Here is a 19,880-nt window from a genome sequence, read left to right as displayed (position 1 = left end):
GGAGACGCAATGGCAGAAGAGAACCCGACCCCATCGACCACTCCAGCGAACACGAATCCAGGACGGCCGCCTCGGCGCGGGAATAACGGACGTGGGCGTTCGCAGCAGAGACGCAGAACCACGGCAGCGCACCATCAGCAGCGCCGAGCCCGGCTCAAGGACGCCCGCGCTGCCCATCCGGTCACCGTCACCTACCCCGCGGATCTGCCGGTCACCGCGGCGAAGGACGAGATCGCCGAGGCGATCCGGGACAATCAGGTCGTCATCATCGCCGGTGAGACGGGATCGGGAAAGACCACCCAGCTGCCGAAGATCTGCCTCGACCTCGGCCTCGGGGTCGACGGACTCATCGGCCACACCCAGCCGCGGCGCATCGCCGCCCGGACCGTGGCCGAGCGCATCGCCGACGAACTCGACGAAGAACTCGGCAACACCATCGGCTACCAGGTGCGGTTCACCGCGCAGGTCGCCGATTCCACCCGGGTGAAGGTGATGACCGACGGCATTCTGCTGTCCGAACTCTCACGCGACAAACTGCTGCGCGACTATGAAGTCATCATCATCGACGAGGCGCACGAACGCAGCCTCAACATCGACTTCCTCCTCGGCTACCTCAAGGAGGTGCTCGACCGACGTCCCGACCTCAAGGTCATCATCACCTCTGCGACGATCGACCCCGAATCGTTCTCCGCTCACTTTGATGACGCTCCGATCATCTCCGTCGAGGGCCGCACCTTCCCCGTCGAGGTCCGGTACCGGCCTCTCGGGGACGATCCTGCCGATGACGATGTCGACGGGCCCGGCGAATCGGGGAACTACGAGACCGGAGTCGAGGATCAGACTGACGGAATCATCGCCGCCGTCGACGAACTCGCGGCCGAGGCACCCGGTGACATCCTCGTCTTCCTCTCCGGCGAACGGGAGATCCGCGACACGGCCGATGCACTGACCGACCACCTGCGCAGACGTCCGCGGATGAGCAGCTGGGAGGTCGTGCCGCTGTTCGCCCGACTCTCGGCGGGGGAGCAGCAGAAGGTCTTCCAACCCCATTCACGACCTCGCATCGTCCTGGCCACGAACGTCGCCGAGACCTCGCTGACGGTGCCCGGAATCAAATACGTCATCGACGTCGGCACCGCCCGCATCTCGCGCTACTCCAACCGCACACGGGTGCAGCGACTGCCGATCGAGCGGATCTCCCAAGCCAGCGCGAACCAGCGCAAGGGCCGCTCCGGGCGCACCAGTGACGGCATCTGCATCCGCCTGTACTCGGAAGACGACTTCGACTCGCGTCCCGAGTTCACCGATCCGGAGATCCTGCGCACGAACCTCGCCAGCGTCATCCTGCAGATGGCCTCACTGGGATTCGCCGCAAGCGATCAGGAGATCCTCGACTTCCCGTTCCTCACCCCGCCAGAGGCCAGAGCCGTCCGTGACGGACGGACGATGCTCACCGAACTCGGGGCGCTGACCAGCGACTCGGCAGGGAAGATCCACGTCACCGAGATCGGTCGGAAACTCACCGTGCTGCCGATCGACCCCCGGCTGGCTCGGATGGTCATCGCCGGGGCGGAGGCCGGCTGCGGGGGAGAGGTCACCGTCATCGTCGCCGCGCTGTCCATCCAAGACCCCCGGGAACGTCCGGCCGAGGTCCGAGCCGCCGCCGATGAGAAGCACGCCCGATTCACCCACCGAGGCAGTGACTTCCTGTCCTACCTCAACCTCTGGAACTACCTGCAGAGTCTGCAGGCGGACATGGGATCCTCGAAGTTCCGTCGCCGCTGCAAGGAGGAATTCCTCAACTTCGTGCGCATCCGCGAATGGCAGGACCTCGTCGGTCAGCTGCGCTCTCTGCTCGGCTCGGCCGGCATTCGCGTCGAGAAGTCCGTCTGGCAGCCGGGCGACGAAGCCGACACGGCCGGATCCGCGCTCGATAGCGAGGGCGGCAAGACGAATGCAGCTGGATCCGGTGACGGTTCCGACCGTGGTCAAAGCGGTCGCAGCGGTGGTGGTCGTGAGGGCCAGAATGCTCCTGGCGGTCAGGGCGCCAGTGGCGGTCGGGGCGAAGGAAGCGCTCAGGGCGGACGAGGTGCGAACGGCAAGATCGGATTCGCCGAACTCAGCGCTGCCAAACGCAGCGCGAAGAAGCAGGGCGCGACCGGTCCGGCAGGGGACACCGGGAAGCAGGTGGCCGCGGTCAAGCTCGATCCGCACGCCGCCGCTATCCATCGGTCCCTTCTCACCGGTCTGCTGACGATGATCGGCTCACGGTCGGAGCGGCACAAGGACTATCAGGGAGCACGCGGCACACGCTTTGCGATCTTCCCCGGTTCGGGACTCTTCAAAGTCAACCCGGACTTCGTCATGGCCGCCGAACTCGTCGAGACCTCCCGCCTGTGGGCCCGCACCGTGGCCGCGATCGACCCGGATTGGGTCGTCGAAGCCGCCGGTGATCTGGTCACCCGCCAGCATTCGGATCCGCACTGGTCGACGAAGGCCGGCGCGTCGATGGTCTACGAGAAGATCTCCCTCTACGGGGTCACACTTGTCAGCGACCGCCGCGTCGGCTACGGCACCATCGACGCCGAGGCCGCCCGGGACGCGTTCATCCGCAAGGGTCTCATCGAGGGCGACTGGCACGAACGCTTCGGCTTCCTCGAACACAACGCGGCCGTCATCGACGAGGCCGAGGAGCTGGCTTCGCGGACACGGAACCGTCGCGTGCTCGACCAAGACGATGCCCTCTACGAATTCTTCGACGAACGGATTCCGGAGGGGATCACCTCGGCGGCGGATTTCCGGGGCTGGTGGAAGAAGCAGAAACGGCGGGACGCGCACCTGCTCGACCTCACCACCTCGGTGCTGCTCAGCGACGACAGTGAGGAGCTGACCGCCTCGGTGGCCTCGGATTTCCCGATGGAATGGGAACTGGCCGATGGCACGCGGGCGAAGCTGCGCTACTCGTTCGACCCCGGCAGCACCGAGGACGGGGTGACCGTTGAGATCCCCGCCGAGGCGGTGCCCGCGGTCGACGCGGACGAATTCAGCTGGCAGGTGCCCGGGCTGCGCGAAGAACTCGTCGCCGCCTATATCCGGTCATTGCCGAAGAGCAAGCGCCGCTACTTCGTTCCCGCTCCCGACGTCGCCCGCGAGATTCTGCCCGCGCTCACCCCGTACCAGGGAAGCCTGCCGGACGTGCTCGCAGCGTACTTGAGCGAACGCGCCGGCGGGGGAGGGCTGAACGATCTCGTGCCGATCACGGTCACCGCCGACGATTTCGACCGATCGCGGATTCCCGCCCATCTGCGGCTGACCTTCCGGGTCGTCGATGGGAAGAAGACCGTCGGCCTCGGCGAGGACCTGGCTGCTCTGAGGACCAAGGCCACACCGCAGGTGCGCAAGGCCCGCCAGAAGCAGAGCGCGTTCACCCCGAAGACCGGCCTGACGGACTGGCCGTTCGGTGAGTTGGCCGATCCCGATCAGGCTGCGGCCGGAGTCGTCCCCGGGTTGGCAGACCGAGGGACCTCGGTCGACCTCGTCGCCTTCGACACCGCAGCGCAAGCGCGCCTGGCCACGCGAGAAGCGATCATCACCCTGCTGGGCCAGCACACGTCTGATGCGCTGAAGTACCTGCAGGACGGGCTGACCACTCAGGAGAAGCTCACCCTCGCCGGTCATCAGAAGACCGCTGACGAGCTGCTGGGCGGGCTGATTCGTGTCGGGATCCGCGGTCTCGTCGTCGACCGGTTGGGGCCGGCCGAAACGTCATGGGTGGCCACCGCCGAAGAGTTCGCGCGGCTGCGCAAGGACGTCGACGCCGAGCTGCCGCTGACCTGTTCATCGCTGCTGCCGCACCTGATGAAGGCGCTGAAGGCGACGACCGAGCTCGACAAACTCGTGTCGAAGGCCTCCTCGTTGGCGATCCTGTCGAACCTCGCCGATGTGCAGGCGTGGCGAGCCTCCCGGACGAGCGCAGCCGCCATTGCAGCGTTGACTCCGCAGACGCTGCGAGAGCTTCCCCGCTGGGTGCAGGCCGAAGTGGTGCGCATCGGCGGAATGCAGGACTCGCCGATCCGTGACAAGCAGCTCATGGATCGAGTCACCGGCTGCAGCAGCGATGTGGTCAAGAAGATCGGCAATCGATTCCCGGCACTGGCGAAGGCCGAGTGGTCGCAGCTGATCGTGTCGCTGCCTGCAGAGTGGGTTGAGGTCGTAGTGATGCTCGAAGAGCTGCGGGTGTCTCTGTTCGCGAACTCGTTGGGCACGGCACATCCGGTGTCGGAGAAGCGCATCGCGAAGGCCCTCGCCCAGCTCTGACCCGAGTACCCCTCACCGGCAGCGGTACAACGCCTCATTGCAGAGGGGCGTTGTGTCACGAAGAGTGACCGACGCGCGAGCACCTGTAGGAAGCGCCACCAGCGAGGTGGTTTGGCGTCGAAGCGCGGGGACAGCGCGGCCGGCCGCGCGAGGGCTAGAGGTCTAGATGGGCTGGGCTCCGCTGAGGAGCCAGTCGACGATCACCCACAACGGCAGTGCCGCTGCAGCGAGGAACGCCGCCACTGCCCACCAGATACGCCATTTCCACGTGCGTCGCCGAGAACCGATGAAGAGGAACGCGATGAAGAAGATGACGCAGAAGCCGCCCGAGAGGCTGGCCAGGACATACCCGGTGGCCTCCCACCCGGAGGTGCCGAGGTCGAAGAGATATTTGGTGATCTGAGCGATCTGCAGAGACAGCCAGATGTCGGCGGCGAGCAGCGGGATACCCAGGACTCCCGCGACGATGAGCGGTAAGGCTTTGAGCCAGCGTTCCTTCGGCTCCGAACGGCCGGCGTATTCGACGAATTCCTCAGACATCGTCCCCCAGCATATGGGCCGATTCCGACAGGACGCTGGATGCGACGCCCACCGGCCACCCCGCACATACGGTTCCGGCCGCCGGACCCCCGGCACAAGCTGGCCCACACTGTGACTGAACGGACACGCCGGATGGGCGCGAAGAACGATAGGATACTGCGGTGACTTCTGGCCAGTATTCCGTCAAGGACATCCGACACGAGGCGTCCCGCCGCCGCACGTTCGCTGTCATCTCCCACCCCGACGCGGGCAAATCGACGACCACCGAGGCGCTCGCCCTCCACGCCCGCGCCATCGGCCAGGCCGGAGCCACCCACGGCAAGGCCGGTCGCCGCGCCACCGTCTCCGACTGGATGCAGATGGAGCAGGATCGCGGAATCTCGATCTCCTCGGCCGCCCTGCAGTTCGAGTACCGCGACGCCGTCTTCAACCTCGTCGACACCCCTGGTCACGCCGACTTCTCCGAGGACACCTACCGTGTGCTCTCCGCCGTCGACTGCGCCGTCATGCTCATCGACGCCGCCAAAGGCCTCGAGGCACAGACGATGAAGCTCTTCGAAGTCTGTGCCCACCGCAATATCCCGATCATCACGGTCGTCAACAAGTGGGACCGTCCCGGCCTCGACGCGCTCGAACTCATGGACGAGGTTCAGCAGCGCACCGGCCTCCTGCCCACCCCGATCACCTGGCCGGTCGGGCAGTCCGGAGACTTCCGCGGAGTCCTCGACCGCATCAGCGGCGAGTACACGAAATACACCCGCACCGACGGAGGCGCCACGATCGCCGGTGAAGACACCTACACGTCCGAGGCGGCCGCCGACCTCGAAGGCGATGCGTGGACGACCGCTGTCGATGAGTCCGATCTGCTGGAGATGGAAGACCAGAACCACGACCAGGAGACCTTCCTCGCCGGCAAGTCGACCCCGGTGATGTTCGCCTCGGCCGTGCTCAACTTCGGCATCCACAAACTCCTCGACCTCCTCGTCGACCTCGCCCCACCCGCCGAGGCCCGCCTGGACAAGGACGACCAGCCCCGCCCCGTCGACGATCCCTTTTCCGGATTCGTCTTCAAGGTGCAGGCCGGAATGGACTCCCACCATCGCGACCGACTCGCCTACATCCGTGTCTGCTCAGGAGTCTTCGAACGCGGAACCGTGCTCACCCATGCCAGCACCGGCAAACCCTTCGCCACGAAATACGCTCAGCAGGTCTTCGGCCGCGACCGCGATGTCGTCGACGAAGCGTTCCCGGGAGATGTCGTCGGATTGGTCAACGCCTCTGCCCTGCGCGTCGGTGACTCCCTCTACCTTGACAAGAAGGTCGAGTTCCCCGGCATCCCGACGTTCTCACCCGAACACTTCATGGTCATCCGCGCCAAGGACTCCTCGAAGTACAAACAGTTCCGACGCGGCATCGAACAGCTCGACCACGAAGGTGTCATCCAGGTGCTGCGCTCGGACCTGCGCGGTGATCAGGCACCCGTGCTCGGCGCCGTCGGACCCATGCAGTTCGAAGTGGCCGAAGACCGGATGACCAACGAATTCAACGCTCCCTGCTCCCTGGAGCGTCTCAACTTCTCCCTCGCCCGACGCACCACTCCCGAATGCGTGCCGACCCTGGCACGGGAACGCTCGGTCGAGGTCCTCCACCGCTCCGACGGAGAGCTGCTGGCGCTGTTCTCCGACCGGTGGCGGCTGCAGGGCGTGCAGAAGAACCACCCCGACCTGGTCCTCGAACCTCTGGTCGTCAGCTGAGACGAGCACTGCCGCGTTCGAAGGCCGGTGTCCGGCATTTTGACGCGGAGATTATTATAGATAGTTGGGGCCGAAGCGAAGCCCTACAGGGCCAACCGCCCGCGTGGGACACTCCCGCCGCTCGGTGAAACCCAAACAGACAAAGGAGAATTGTGGGAACGAAATCGATTCGAGTCGCGATTGCCGGATTGGGCAACTGCGCCTCGTCCCTGATCCAGGGCGTGGAGTACTACCGGAACGCGTCGCCCGGGACGAAGGTTCCCGGCCTCATGCACGTGGAATTCGGGGACTATCACGTCGGTGACATCGATTTCGTTGCCGCCTTCGACGTCGACGGCAAGAAGGTCGGCGTCGACATCGCCGAGGCGATCACCGCCAGCGAGAACAACACCATCAAGCTCGCCGATGTGGAGCCGACCGGCATCGAGGTCCTGCGCGGACCCACCCTCGACGGACTCGGCGAGTACTACCGCGACACGATCGTCGAATCCGACCGCGAGGCCGTCGACGTGGTGAAGGCGCTCAAGGACGCCGAGGCGGATGTCCTCGTGTGCTACCTGCCCGTCGGTTCGCAGAAGGCCGTCGAGTTCTATGCTCAGGCCGCGATCGACGCGAAGGTCGCCTTCGTCAATGCCCTGCCCGTGTTCATCGCCGGCACCAAGGAATGGGACGAGAAGTTCCGTGCCGCAGGTGTCCCGATCGTCGGCGACGACATCAAGTCCCAGATCGGTGCGACCATCACCCACCGGGTGATGGCGAAGCTGTTCGAAGATCGCGGCGTCGTCCTCGACCGGACCTACCAGCTCAACGTCGGCGGCAACATGGACTTCAAGAACATGCTCGAGCGGCAGCGCCTCGAATCGAAGAAGATCTCGAAGACTCAGGCCGTCACCTCGAACACCTCCGCCCAGCTGTCCGACCGCGACGTCCACATCGGACCCAGCGACTACGTCGAATGGCTCGACGACCGCAAGTGGGCCTTCGTTCGACTCGAAGGCCGCAACTTCGGCGACGCCCCCGTGTCGCTGGAATACAAGCTCGAGGTGTGGGACTCGCCGAACTCCGCCGGCGTCATCATCGACGCCGTACGTGCAGCGAAGATCGGCCTCGACCGTGGAATCGGCGGAGCCCTCATCTCCGCCTCCTCGTACTTCATGAAATCGCCACCGGAGCAGCAGGACGACGACGCCGCCCACGAGGCCGTCGAAGCGTTCATCCGCGGCAACCTCGAGCGCTGATATCGCCGAGGCGGCCCACCCTTATCTGAGGTGCTGAGTCGCCTGCCGGCTGAGAGGGCGCCGATCGCATTTACCTGCGGTCGGCGCCCTCGCACATTCACCGACGTCTGTGTGCACGGAACCGCACGACCGCCTCGGCGGGGACAGGTGAGTCTGGCAACCTCCGAATATCCGGAATATGAGATTCGCGCGACACAACGCCGATTGTCCATGAGACTTGCACCTTGAGGTGATCGCTTTCACATGAGCGATATCCGGCTCAACATATTCGCCAGTGCCACCCCGACCGAGGAGAACCGATGTCGAGCACAACGCCTGCAACCGCAGATAAGAGGAAAGACAGTTCCGAGCTGAGCTGGCTGATGCGCGTCCTCGTCATCATCGAGAAGGCCGGCAACAAACTGCCGCACCCGTTCTGGCTGTTTCTCTCGCTGGCAGTCATCGTCATGATCCTCTCGGCGATCTTCGCGTCCACCGGGCTCAACGCCGTCAATCCGGCCACGGACGAGAAGGTGACGGTGACGAACCTCTTCTCCACCGAGTCGCTGCGTGAGATCGTTGCGGGAGCGACGAACAACTTCGTCACCTTCCCACCGCTTGGACTCGTCCTCATCGTGCTCATCGGCGTGGCCGTGGCCGAGCAGTCCGGACTCATCCCGGCGATGCTGCGCGGAACCATCGCCGGGGCCTCGCCGAAGTGGATCACATTCATCGTCGCCCTGGCCGGAACCGCCTCGTCGATCGCCTCCGATGCGTCCTACATGATCATGATTCCCCTCGGCGGACTCGCGTTCAAAGCCGTCGGCCGCAATCCGCTGCTCGGCTGCCTCGTCGCCTATGCCGCGACCTCGGGAGGCTATTCGGCGGCTCCGATGGTCAACTCGCTCGACACGATCCTCGGCGGCCTGTCCACCTCGGCCGCACAGATCATCGACGCCGACTACTCCGTCAGCCCGGTCGCGAACTTCTACTTCAACTTCATCTCCATGTTCGTCGTCGCCGCCGCGGTGACCCTGGTGACCGAGCTGGTCCTGTCCAAGCGAGCAGACCAGATCGAACTCGACGAGGAGACCGACGACGATCCGGACAACTTCGACGTCAAGATGGCCCTCGACGCCAACGAGAAGCGCGGGATCATCATCGCCGTCGTCACCATCGTCATCTGCGCGGCGGTGCTGTTCGCCCTCGCCTGGCCTGCCGGATCGTTCCTCCGCGATGAAGCCGGAGGCTTCGGTCCTGAATCGGGTCTGATGGCCGGAATCGCTGCGATCATCGGCTTCGGCTTCTTCATCGTCGGCATCGTCTACGGCTACGCCACCGGATCGATCAAGCACACCGCCGATATCCCGGAGATGATGGGCAAGGGGCTGCTGCCGTTCGTTCCGGTGATCGTCCTGTTCTTCGCTGCCAGCCAGTTCCTTGCGCTGTTCAAGATGTCCAACCTCGGCGAGATCTTGGCGATCAAGGGTGCCGAGGTCTTCGGGGCGCTGAACACCGGACCGTTCGTCATCCTCCTCGGCGGGTGGCTGCTCGTGGCGCTGGGCGCACTGTTCCTCACCTCAGGTTCGGGGCTGTGGACGCTCATGGCACCGGTGCTCGTCCCGATGTTCATGCTGCTGTCGATCTCCCCGGAGACCACCCAGGCCCTCTACCGCATCGGTGACTCGACGACGAACATCATCTCCCCGATGAGCCCGTACTTCGTCGTCGTCCTCGGCTTCATCCAGCGATACAAGAAGGACGCCGGCATCGGCACGGTGCTCTCATTCACGATCCCGCTGTCCTTCGCCATGTTCATCCTCTGGGGACTGCTGTTCTTCATCTGGTGGGCCACAGGGATTCCGTGGGGACCGGGGGCGGCCACTCACTATCAGATGGGCTGAGCCGGTCACCCGATGGGCCGATCCGGGAATTCTCGCGCTTGATCGGGTGTTGTCCACCACAGCATTACGATCGTGCAACGTCGGAGCCGGTTGGCCGGGATCCTCAGTTCCCGTCCAGACCGTCCAGTTAGACTGTGATCGTGAAAGACCACATGTGCAGCTTCGCGGCTGTGCACATTCTGCTCAGATCGAAAGGATCTCGACCGTGAGTAACCCCATGATGAACCGGGCGATCAACCAAGGCGCCCAGGCCGGACGCAACCAGCCGGTCATGTCCGATCAGGAGCTCAACAACCTGTTCAACCAGCCTGCCGCGGAGCACCGCAACGCAGGCCCCCAGGTCGCCGACCGTGCGATGACCTATGACGATGTGATGATGAAGACCGGTGTGCTCTTCGCCATCCTCCTCGCCGGTGCCGTCGTCGGCTGGCTCGTGCCGATGTTGGCTCTGCCTGCTGCGCTCATCGCGCTCGTCCTCGGCCTCGTCAACGCCTTCAAGAAGGAACCGAGCAAGGCTCTCATCATCGGCTACGCCGCGTTCGAGGGTGTCTTCCTCGGCGGCATCTCCGGGATCTTCGAGTCCATGTACCCGGGCATCGTCGTTCAGGCCGTGCTCGCCACCTTGAGCGTCTTCGGCGTCATGCTCGCCCTGTTCAAGTTCAAGGGTGTGCGCTACGGCTCCAAGATGATGAAGTTCATGATGATCGCCGTCGGCGGCTACGCGGTCTTCTCGATCATCAATTTCTTCTTCGCCATGTTCACCGGCTCCGGCGGCGCCCGCAGCATCGAGATCTTCGGAATGCCGCTCGGAATCGTCATCGGCATAGTCGCCACCGTGCTCGCCGCGATGACCCTGATCATGGACTTCCAGATGATCGAAGAAGGTGTGAAGCACAAGATCCCGGAGAAGTACTCCTGGATGTGCGCCTTCTCGCTCATGGTCACCCTCGTGTGGCTCTACATCGAAATCCTGCGCCTCATCTCCTACTTCAGAGACTGAGAGACGTGCTCGCCCCACGCAAGTGGGCTGCGGCCGAGCGCTGAACGAAGGGCGGATCCCCGAGATGGGGGTCCGCCCTTCGTCGTCTCCGCTGTGTCGGGGTGGGCAGGACCTCGCCCAGTTGGGCAGGACCCCTCGCCGAGGCGGCCGTTCCCGAGGCCGATGTCTGTCGTTCAAGGCGGAGCGCAGTTGTCGGCCTGTACACAGTGCGAAATTCGCGCGCGGCCTTGAACGGCGGTCCTCAACACCCGTGCCGACGTCCCCGACACCGGCACCTGGTACCCGACCTGGTACCCGCCGACCGTCATCGAAGGCGTGCCCGATGACAGCGAACTCGGCCGCGGCGAGATCTTCGGCCCCGTCACGCAGCTGCTGCGACGCACCAGCCGCGACGACGCTGTGGACCTCATCGACGGCGAACCCTATGGGCTGGCATCGAGCGTGTAGTGCGAGGACATCGCCCAAGTGCGGTGGTGGGCGAGCCGGATCCGCGTGGTCACCCTCGCGGTGAACGGCTACAGCGAAGGCACCGAAGCCACCCCGTTCGGCGGTCTGCGACAGTCCGGATTCTGGGGCCGCGACAACGGCCCGGAGGCCCTGGACACCGATCAGGAGACCGTGACCGTCTGGGTGGCCGACACCTGATCATCGTCTGCGGTTCCGCCGCTGCTCCCATCGACGAGGACTATCATGTGTCCATGACCACGGCAGCGGCGGAACTCGAGACCGAGGTGCGCCGACTGCGCATCCGGATCATCGCCCTGACCACTGCCCAACTCGACGAGGCGGCCCCACCGGCACCGAGCAGACGTGCAGCCATCCGTGAGGCCCTGGCCGAATTCTCGTCGATCGGCTCCGATGCCCGACCGGTTCCGGAACTCGGCGATCAGAACCTCGCCGATCAGGTCGTCGTGCTCCTCGAACACGGACTGCGTTCTGCTCAGGCACTGCCCGAACCCGATCGCGAGAACCGCATCAACACCCTCACCGAGGCGGCCGTGCGTCTGCGTCACAACCTGGCCTGAACATGGGGGAGAGGGAGGGCAGGGTGAAGAGCACTCAGCGCACGTGGCCGTCCGTGCTCGCAGGTGTCGTCGCGACCCTCATCTATTCCGGCACGGCCGAACTCATCGCCCGCAGCCTGGACGTGGCGTCGGCTCCTGCTCTGCTCATCGGCCAGGCGCTCATCCCGCTGATGCCGACCGTGCTGATCAAGTCCGCGATCGCGGTCTTCGGCACTCACGACAAACTCGCCCTCGTCGTCACCATCGTGGCAGGAGGGGCTGGGTGCGGTGCGATCATCGGGTGGATCGGCGCTCGCCGTCGCGGATTGGCGCTCGTCCTGCTCATCGGTTTCGGGCTGTTGCCTGCCGTCGTCGGCTTCAGCTCCGGCGTCGGGCTTGCGGCCACTCTGCCGAGTCTCGGCGGAGCCGCCGCCGGGACCGCAGTCTTCCTCGTCCTCCTTCACCTCGCGACAGTTCCGGCTCGCACCGGTGGAAGCCCTGAAGCTCGCGCCGATACCGAGGATGCAGGAGCCGACACGCAGCATCGAATTGCGGCCAGGCCGGGTCGACGGGCCTTCTTCGGGCTGGCCGCGGGACTGAGCGCGGTGGGCATCGCCGCCGTCGCGGCCGGGCAGTCCGCGGCCACACTGGCCCGCAGTGCGGCAGGTACGGTGACGAAGCTCGTCCTCCCACGTCCGGCCGCCTCGGCGCCGGAGATTCCCACCGGAGCGGAACTCGACGTCGATGGACTCACCCCATTGGTGACGGACACAGCTGATTTCTACCGCATCGACACAGCGCTCTTCCCGCCGTCGATCGACGCAGGAACGTGGATGCTGCGCGTCCACGGCATGGTCGAGCACGAGTTCACGATCACGATGGCCGAACTCCTCGACCTCCCGCTCCAGGAGCACTATGTGACCCTGGCGTGCGTCTCGAACGAGGTCGGCGGCGACCTGGTGGGCAATGCGAAATGGCTGGGCTATCCGATCCGGGACCTGCTGGCACGGGCGAAACCGCACTCCGGTGCGGACATGGTGCTCTCGGGTTCCGATGACGGATTCACCGCCTCCACTCCGCTCGAAGTGCTCACCGACGATCGGGCGGCCCTGCTGGCCGTGGCCATGAACGGACACGCCCTGCCACGCGACCACGGATACCCGGCACGCCTGGTTGTCCCCGGGCTCTACGGGTACGTCTCGGCCACGAAATGGGTGACCGATCTCGAAGTCACCCGGTTCGCGGACAAAGAGGCGTATTGGACGACGCGCGGCTGGGCCACGCACGGACCCGTGCTGGTGGCCTCGCGCATCGACGTGCCCCGCCCTGGGGCCACTGTCACGCCCAAGAGCGGCGGCCGGGTCGTCACCGCGGGCATGGCGTGGGCACAGCACACAGGCGTCGAGAAGGTGCAGGTTCGCATCGACAACGGCGACTGGGCGGAAGCGGAACTCAGCGAGGAACTCACCGCTGACACCTGGCGCCAGTGGCGGTGCGAGCACACGGGACTGAGCACCGGCACGCACACGGTCAGCGTGCGCGCGGTCGATCAGGACGGAAACCTGCAGTCCTCGGAGCGGCGGACCGCCATTCCGGGTGCCGCGACGGGACTCCACGAGCGCCAGTTCACCGTCGAGTGAGGACGCGCTGCGGAACGGACATGCAAGCCGGACCGACAACTCGGTCATGCAGTCGTGCCCCGCGTTCCCACTATGCGAACTCGGCGCGGCAGTCGCAGGCTTCTCGCGATAACTTGTAATCTCACTCACATCATCTGCATTCCTGCATCACAACGAGGTGGTCAACGTGTTCGGTCTTCCGACAGCGACGGTCGTCATCATCGTCGGCATCCCCGCGATCTGGGTGATCTACACCCTCGTCTTCGTCTTCCTCTCCCGCGGTTGGAAGGCCGAGGACGTCGCCGAGGATGAGGCCCTGGCGAGAACCGCGAACGGAGCGGACGGACGAGACGGCGGGGCCGCCTCGGCGAATGGAAACGGGGGAGCGGCATGAACATCGAAACCTGGTTCCTCGTCATCTACTTCATCGCCATGGCCGGAATCGGCGTGTGGACGCTGAAGATCGGGTCGAAGGGCAGTGAGGGCTACCTGCTCGGCGGTCGCAGCCTGGGCGCTGCGGTCACTGCTCTGCGCCTGCAGTCGTCGTCGATGTCGGGGTACATGTTCCTCGGTGCGGGATCGCTGGCGTATACGAAGGGCTACTTCTCCCTGTGGTACGCGATGGGCGACATCGGCGGCGGTGTCCTCAATCTCTCGATCCTGGGCCGGCGGATGCGCAAGCTCTCCCAGATCCTCGGATCGCTCACCTCGATCGAATACCTCGAACATCGGTATCCTTCGAAGTGGATCCGCGCGATCGCCGCACCGGTCGCTCTGTTCTGCATCTTCTTCTACGTGATGAGTCAGTTCATCGCCGGCGGGCGCGGACTCGAGATGGTCACCGGCATCCCGTATGCCTGGGCGCTGCTCATCGCCGTCGGCGTCATCGTCTTCTACACCTTCCTCGGTGGCTACCTTGCCGTGGCCTACACCGACTTCGTGCAGGCGATCATCATGCTCATCGGCATGCTGTGGATCCTCATCGGATGTCTGCAGGCCGTGGGCGGGTGGACTGCCGGCAACGAGGCGGTCGGACAGATCAACCCGAATCTGCTGACAATGTGGGGCCCGGACGGGATCGAATCCGTCCAATGGGGAGTCATCGTCGGCGCCGTCCTCGTCTTCTCCATCGGCTATATGGGCTGGCCGCATGTCAACGTCAGCCATATGGCGATGAAGCGGCCCTCGGTGGCCAGGCGCGCCAGTCTCTACGCCACCGGCTTCAACCTGCTGTTCATCCCTGCTCCCTACATCGTCGGCATCATGGCGCTCATCCTGCTGCCGACTCTGGACAATCCGGAGCTGGCGGTCTTCGAGGTCGCTGACGCTGTGCTGCCCAACTTCGCCGTGGGCATCGTCATGGCCGGGATCATGGCCGCGATCATGTCCACGGCAGACGCTCTGCTGCTGCAGTCGGGTACGATCGCCAGCCAGGATCTGTTCCAACGCTTCTTCAAGAAAAATATGTCCGACCAGCAGTCCGTCTGGGTCTCCCGGTTCACCATCCTCGTGTTGGCGATGATCGGCTACTTCGTCGCCGTGAACGATCCGCCGGCCGTCGCCGAGGTGGTCATCTTCTCGACAACGGTGCTCGGCGCCGCATTCGTCCCCGTCTACATCGCCGCCGCGTGGTGGAAGAAGGCGAACGTGCCCGGTGCGATCACCTCGATGATCGCCGGCACCGTGTCCTCCGTCGTCTGGCAGCTCACCGGACTCGTCGACGTCACCGGAATCGACCCCATGGGAATCGGCATCGTGTGCTCGACGCTGGCTCTCATCCTCGTCTCCCTGGCCACCCAGCGTTCGCATCCGGTGCCTGCCCACGTGCTTGAGGCCATGAAGGAGACCGACAAGATCGGCGCGATCCCAGCACACATGCTCACCGGTCAGAACGATTCCCTGGCCGGTCAGGTTCCGAAGGACATCTGAGATGAGCGCCGAGATCGGAACCGGTCGCCCGGTCGGCCCGGATCTGCGGGCTGAGGATCCGGTGCGGATGGACCCGCACGTCACCGCCGCCGAGGCGCTCGCCGTCTTCCGGCGCAAACTCCCTGACGCGCTCGCCGAGGTCCAAGCGGTGCATCATCCGTTCTGGTGGGCCGCCCTCGATGTGCGCACCCGCGGACTCTTCCGTCGGAGCGCATCCGGGCCGGGGCAGCGGATGGATGTGCTCGTCAACGCAGTGTCGGGAAGGGGCATGATCGCCGACTTCACCCCTCGCGGCGCCACCGCGGGATCATCGGAGTGGCCCCGTCTGATCGGCGGGCGGTCGGGACCGCTGCCGACTCGGGTCGAGGCGGAGCGGACCGCGCGATCATTGGCACGTGCGAAGGCCGTCAAGACGGTGAAGCTCGGAATGGGCATCGAGATCACTCCTGCCACCAGTCTGCGCGGAGTGCTCAAGCCCAACTGGATCGTCTCCGGAGGGAATGCGAGGCATGAGGCGACGATCCTCGTCGATGGTCTCGATGGGTCTCACTACATCGTGCGGGTGGACAAGGTCGGGCGGAGCTGAGAGCTCGGCTGTCAGGTCTGCGGGGATGCTCAGCCCCAGTTCTTCGCGTCCGAGATGCAGAACGGGTGACAGGCGGGATCGAGGAGCACGACCCAGGTCTCACCGGGCTGTGGTTCGGCCCGGGTGGCTCCGAGTTCGACGCAGCGATCGGCTGCCACACGGATGTCGTCGGCGGCGAGGTCGAGGTGGAACTGCTTGTGTCCGTCGTCGGGCCAGCTCGGTCGCTGGTAGTCCGGGGTCGTGCCGATGCCCAGTGCATGGCTGGGACCGGTGAGCATGGCATAGTTCTCGTCCGAATAGGCGATGGGCCAGCCGAGGACGGAAGAGTAGAACTCTCCGAGAACGGCAGCGTTCGGGGCGTCAAGGGTGACCATCGCCAGTGTGGCGACGGGTGCTGTGGTGGAGTCGTCGGCGGCTGTCGCGGCGGTGTCGGTCTTCTGTGTTTCAGTCATGTCTGACATTCTTGTGCCATGGACGACGACGTCACTAGGAAAAATGCGTCACTGCCGCAGCACTTCTTCGGACGTGTGCTCAAGCCGGGGGAGACGCTCGAGCATGCGCGTTATTCGTCCGTTCGTGTCGTCGCAGAGCGCCTGCGCCCCTTCGTCAAACGCTATTGGGCCGTCGAGTGGGATCTGCCGGAGGGCGAGAGCTATCAGACGGGGACCTTGTCCGAACCGACCATCCATCTGACCTTCGAGTTCGGCGACAGTCGGCGGGCGCACGTGGACGGGCCTGGGGCATGGGTGACCGGTCCGGTCACCAAACGTCGCTTCGATGTGGGAATCTTCGGACGCGGCGGAGTCTTCGGCGTGAACTTTCAGCCGGGTGCGACACTGGCGTTCTCCGAGGAGAAGCCGGCGAGCATCCGTGATTCGACCGTCCCTGCCGAACTGTGGTTTCCGAGGTTGGATGACGACCTAGGACTCTCTGAGATGTTTGCGCAGTCGCAGAAAGCCGGGACGCCCGACTTCAGCGAATTGGCCGCTTCGGTGGAAAGCTGGCTGCTGTCCTGGCGGCCGCAGATGACCCCGTCGTTCGAACGGCTGAAACGGGTGCTCGACATCCTGTCCGACCCCGAAGTCGTGAGCCTGAAAGTCCTCTCGGAGAGAGCTGATATCGGTGAGCGTACGCTGCAGCGGATATTCAGCAGCTGCTGCGGAGTCGGGGTGAAGAAGATCTTGGCCAGGGCACGGATCATCGACGCGATCGCAGCGATCGACCGCGGGCGGGACGGAACTCTGGCCGACCTCGGCGCACACTTCGGCTGGTTCGATCAATCGCACTTCAGTACGGATTTCGTTCGCGTCACCGGTTTCAGCCCTGCCGAGTACGCGCAGCGGAAGTCCGTGCGGGTCAGCTGAAATTGGAAGTGGCCCGGAAACGTCGAGAAAAGATCATCCGATCAGGCGTCTCAGCGACGTTTGGCGATGCCGAACTCGGTGTAGCCGAGGATGATGGCGAACGCGAAGCCGACATAGCAGAACACCGCCCACGGTGCGTAGTCGAGTACGGAGACCCCAAGGACTCCTGCCATGTAGACGCCCGCTGAGGACCACGGAATCAGTGGAACGATGACGGTGCCGGAGTCCTCGAGGGTGCGCGAGAGGTTCTTGGCATCCAGGCCGCGGTCGGCGTAGGCCCTCTTGAACAGTTCGCCCGGCACGATGATCGAGAGGTAGGAGTTGCCGGTCACGACGGCCATCGTGATGCATGACAGGACAGTTGAGAGAACGAGGTCTCCCGTGCGCTTCACGAACTTCAACAGCGAGCGGATGATGGTTTCGAGGGCACCGGACCGCGACATTATTCCGGCGAACGCGAAGGCGCTGAACGCGATGAGGATGACACCGGTCATCGACGCCATCCCGCCCTGCGACACCAACTCGACGACATCGGGGTCCAGGCTCTCGAGCGTTGAGGGCCCGACTTCGAGCATGTTCGGGGTGAATCCGTCGACCGTCGAGGCGAAGATCGATTCGACGCTGACCTTCTGGAAGATCGCCGCAAGGATCCCCGCTACAAGTGACGATCCGATGATCGTCGGCAGCGTCGGCAGTTTGAGCACGGCTCCGGCGAGGACGATGACCATCGGCAGAAGCAGGAGAACGTTGAAGGAGAACAGGCCGTCCAAGGTACCTGTGACGGCGCTGATCTGGTCCGAATCGGTGCTTCCCGAGTGCTGATTGATGCCGACGAACAGGTAGAGCGCCAGCGCCACGAGTGTGGCTGGAATCGTGGTGTAGAGCATGTGGCGAATGTGCTCCCAGAGGGTGGTTCCCGCAGCTATCGGTGCCAAATTCGTCGTATCCGACAGTGGAGACAGCTTGTCGCCGAAGTACGCGCCCGCGACAATCGCTCCTGCTGTCGCTGCCAGCGGGGCGTCGAGGCCCGTGGCGATGCCCATGAGAGCCACGCCCACTGTTCCGGCCGAACCCCAGGACGTCCCCGTGATGACCGAGACGATCGCCGAGATGACGAAGGCGATGAGGACGATGAACTTCGCGCTGATGAGGCCGAGACCGTAGTAGATCATCATCGGAATGGTCCCGGCGATCATCCATGTGCCGATGAGGATGCCGATGGAGATGAGCACAAGCAGAGCCGGCATCGCCGTATCGAGCTTCTCTCTGATCCCCAGCAGCATATCCTCCCAGGACAGCCCCATGCGCAGAGCCACCAAGCCGGCGATGATCGCAGACAGGATCAACAGCGGCTCCGGGGCGAGGCCGAGGACGCCGTAGCCCACAGCCAGCAGTACGAGCATCGCGCCCAGGGGAACCAGAGACCATCCCAGCGGCGGGAGCTTCTCCTCGACGTCGGCCGTGTGGGTCGTCGTGGTGCCGGGTTCGCGGCTCATTCGAAAGTTCCTCGGATCTGGGGTTCGCCGTCGCGGACGATCTCGCGTCCCCGGGAAAAGGCGAGTCGGATGGTGTGTTGGTCATCGGTGAGGAGGACGTCGGCGTCGCACCCGCTTCGGAGACGGCCCTTGTGCCCGAGCACGAGAGCATCAGCCGTATTGGAGGTGACGAGGGCGAGGGCCTGAGACAGGTCCATACCGGGCAATTCGGCACACTCCCACACCTGTTCGAAGAGGGTGGTCTGCTTGGCCACTTCCAAGCCGATCAGCCGCCCGTGCGCGTCGAATTCGGGCAGACTGCCGTTGGCGTCCGACGACAGAGTGAGTCGGGTGAGGTCGCCGCCGAGTTCGATGTAGTCTCTGACCGACTCTGCGGTCGTCGAGCCCGCGGTCATGTCAACGGTGGCGCCCTTGGCTGCGAGGCTCACCGCATCGGCCAGAAGCTCGGTGCTCCTGGTGATGTGAGTGGCATAGACGGCCTGCGGGGCGATCGGGTACTCGTCGAGCAGCCGGTGCAGAGGGGCCAGACGCGACCAGTACGGTCCGACATGGAAGTGGGTGACGCCCGCTTTGCCGCTGAGCAGACCACCGACATGGCTGTGGCTGACGAGCTCGGCCAATGCTTCTACCGTCGGTTGGAAGGAACGCCGATCCGAGATCGCAACCTCGCCGACGCCGATGACCTTGTCGATGAGGACGACATCGTCGACGACGGTGCCGGTCAGCGTTCGTGCCGGGACCTGGTAACTGCCTGTGTAGATATATGTGGAGATGCCGTCGGCCTCGAGCGCGCGGGCCTTGGCAAGGAGATCCGCGTGGCTGCGAGTCACACCGTCGGTGCCCAAGCAGCCGACGACTGTGGTTACCCCGGCGCTGACGATGTCGCTGACGAGGATCTCCGGGGTGCGATTGGCGTATCCGCCCTCACCACCGCCACCAGCGATGTGGACGTGCGGGTCGATGAACCCCGGCACGGCGGTCAGACCGCGGGCATCGATGACAGAGGCATGCGGCAGGTCGGTCACCGCTTCGACGGGGACCTCCCCGATGTAGGTGATCTGCTGCCCCTCGATGAGAATGTCCTGCTGACCGAGTCGTTCCGGGGCGAAGACTTCGGCCCCTTGCAGCAATATCACCATGTCATGTCCTC

Annotated in this window: 15 protein-coding genes and 1 pseudogene; 12 read left to right on the top strand and 4 right to left on the bottom strand. The window is 64.7% G+C overall.

All coding sequences use genetic code 11. The features are described 5' to 3' along the window. Positions 1–9 precede the first annotated feature (9 nt). On the top strand, positions 10–4,317 hold the full coding sequence (hrpA, locus tag HK353_RS12505; RefSeq protein WP_173156571.1) for an ATP-dependent RNA helicase HrpA: 4,308 nt from the start codon (positions 10–12) through the stop codon (positions 4,315–4,317). Between the two features lie 162 nt (positions 4,318–4,479). Here hrpA and HK353_RS12500 read toward each other — a convergent pair whose 3' ends face one another. Beyond that, a complete protein-coding gene (locus HK353_RS12500; RefSeq protein WP_173156569.1) occupies positions 4,480–4,857 on the bottom strand; it encodes a hypothetical protein in 378 nt (125 codons plus the stop codon). Positions 4,858–5,018: 161 nt separating this feature from the next. Between HK353_RS12500 and HK353_RS12495 the strand changes: the two genes are divergently transcribed. The 10 genes and pseudogenes from HK353_RS12495 (at position 5,019) to HK353_RS12445 (ending at position 15,870) form a co-directional block, all read left to right on the top strand. Beyond that, the gene (locus HK353_RS12495; RefSeq protein ID WP_173156567.1) at positions 5,019–6,611 is read left to right on the top strand and encodes a peptide chain release factor 3; all 1,593 of its coding nucleotides are present in this window, start codon (positions 5,019–5,021) and stop codon (positions 6,609–6,611) included. A gap of 152 nt (positions 6,612–6,763) precedes the next feature. Beyond that, positions 6,764–7,849, top strand: a complete 1,086-nt coding sequence (locus tag HK353_RS12490; protein WP_173156565.1) for an inositol-3-phosphate synthase — start codon at positions 6,764–6,766, stop codon at positions 7,847–7,849. Between the two features lie 299 nt (positions 7,850–8,148). Then, positions 8,149–9,732 carry an AbgT family transporter gene (locus HK353_RS12485; protein WP_173156563.1) on the top strand — a complete coding sequence of 528 codons (1,584 nt, stop codon included), beginning with the start codon at positions 8,149–8,151 and terminating at the stop codon, positions 9,730–9,732. Between the two features lie 217 nt (positions 9,733–9,949). Then, a complete protein-coding gene (locus HK353_RS12480) occupies positions 9,950–10,732 on the top strand; it encodes a Bax inhibitor-1/YccA family protein (RefSeq protein ID WP_173156689.1) in 783 nt (260 codons plus the stop codon). A 297-nt stretch (positions 10,733–11,029) separates the two neighbouring features. Continuing rightward, positions 11,030–11,377: pseudogene (locus tag HK353_RS12470) on the top strand (aldehyde dehydrogenase family protein); the annotation flags it as partial. Between the two features lie 53 nt (positions 11,378–11,430). Next, the gene (locus HK353_RS12465) at positions 11,431–11,757 is read left to right on the top strand and encodes a hypothetical protein (RefSeq protein ID WP_173156557.1); all 327 of its coding nucleotides are present in this window, start codon (positions 11,431–11,433) and stop codon (positions 11,755–11,757) included. Positions 11,758–11,780: 23 nt separating this feature from the next. After that, the gene (locus tag HK353_RS12460) at positions 11,781–13,376 is read left to right on the top strand and encodes a molybdopterin-dependent oxidoreductase (RefSeq protein ID WP_342589914.1); all 1,596 of its coding nucleotides are present in this window, start codon (positions 11,781–11,783) and stop codon (positions 13,374–13,376) included. 166 nt (positions 13,377–13,542) lie between these two features. Continuing rightward, positions 13,543–13,749 carry a hypothetical protein gene (locus tag HK353_RS12455; protein ID WP_173156553.1) on the top strand — a complete coding sequence of 69 codons (207 nt, stop codon included), beginning with the start codon at positions 13,543–13,545 and terminating at the stop codon, positions 13,747–13,749. Continuing rightward, the gene (locus HK353_RS12450) at positions 13,746–15,284 is read left to right on the top strand and encodes a sodium/proline symporter (protein ID WP_173156551.1); all 1,539 of its coding nucleotides are present in this window, start codon (positions 13,746–13,748) and stop codon (positions 15,282–15,284) included. The genes HK353_RS12455 and HK353_RS12450 overlap by 4 nt, the downstream gene beginning before the upstream one ends. A 1-nt stretch (position 15,285) precedes the next feature. After that, a complete protein-coding gene (locus HK353_RS12445) occupies positions 15,286–15,870 on the top strand; it encodes a hypothetical protein (protein WP_173156549.1) in 585 nt (194 codons plus the stop codon). A gap of 29 nt (positions 15,871–15,899) precedes the next feature. Here the strand turns inward: HK353_RS12445 and HK353_RS12440 are convergent, their stop codons facing one another. Then, positions 15,900–16,322: a VOC family protein gene (locus HK353_RS12440; protein ID WP_173156547.1), complete on the bottom strand. Its 423-nt coding sequence runs from the start codon at positions 16,320–16,322 to the stop codon at positions 15,900–15,902. Positions 16,323–16,340: 18 nt separating this feature from the next. On the opposite strand from HK353_RS12440, the gene HK353_RS12435 reads away from it, so the two are divergent. Beyond that, complete coding sequence (locus HK353_RS12435; protein ID WP_173156545.1) at positions 16,341–17,234, top strand: helix-turn-helix domain-containing protein; 894 nt, start codon at positions 16,341–16,343, stop codon at positions 17,232–17,234. A 50-nt stretch (positions 17,235–17,284) separates the two neighbouring features. Here the strand turns inward: HK353_RS12435 and nhaC are convergent, their stop codons facing one another. Both nhaC and iadA read right to left on the bottom strand, forming a co-directional pair. Then, positions 17,285–18,730 (bottom strand): Na+/H+ antiporter NhaC, encoded by a 1,446-nt coding sequence (gene nhaC, locus HK353_RS12430; RefSeq protein WP_173156543.1) that lies wholly within the window; start codon positions 18,728–18,730, stop codon positions 17,285–17,287. Further along, positions 18,727–19,869 (bottom strand): beta-aspartyl-peptidase, encoded by a 1,143-nt coding sequence (gene iadA / locus HK353_RS12425; protein WP_039207196.1) that lies wholly within the window; start codon positions 19,867–19,869, stop codon positions 18,727–18,729. The genes nhaC and iadA overlap by 4 nt, the downstream gene beginning before the upstream one ends. Positions 19,870–19,880 lie beyond the last annotated feature (11 nt).

The organism is Brevibacterium permense (assembly GCF_013280495.1).
GTDB lineage: Bacteria > Actinomycetota > Actinomycetes > Actinomycetales > Brevibacteriaceae > Brevibacterium > Brevibacterium permense.
Note: the sequence above shows the minus strand (reverse complement) of the source record. Positions and strands in the feature narration are given on the sequence as shown.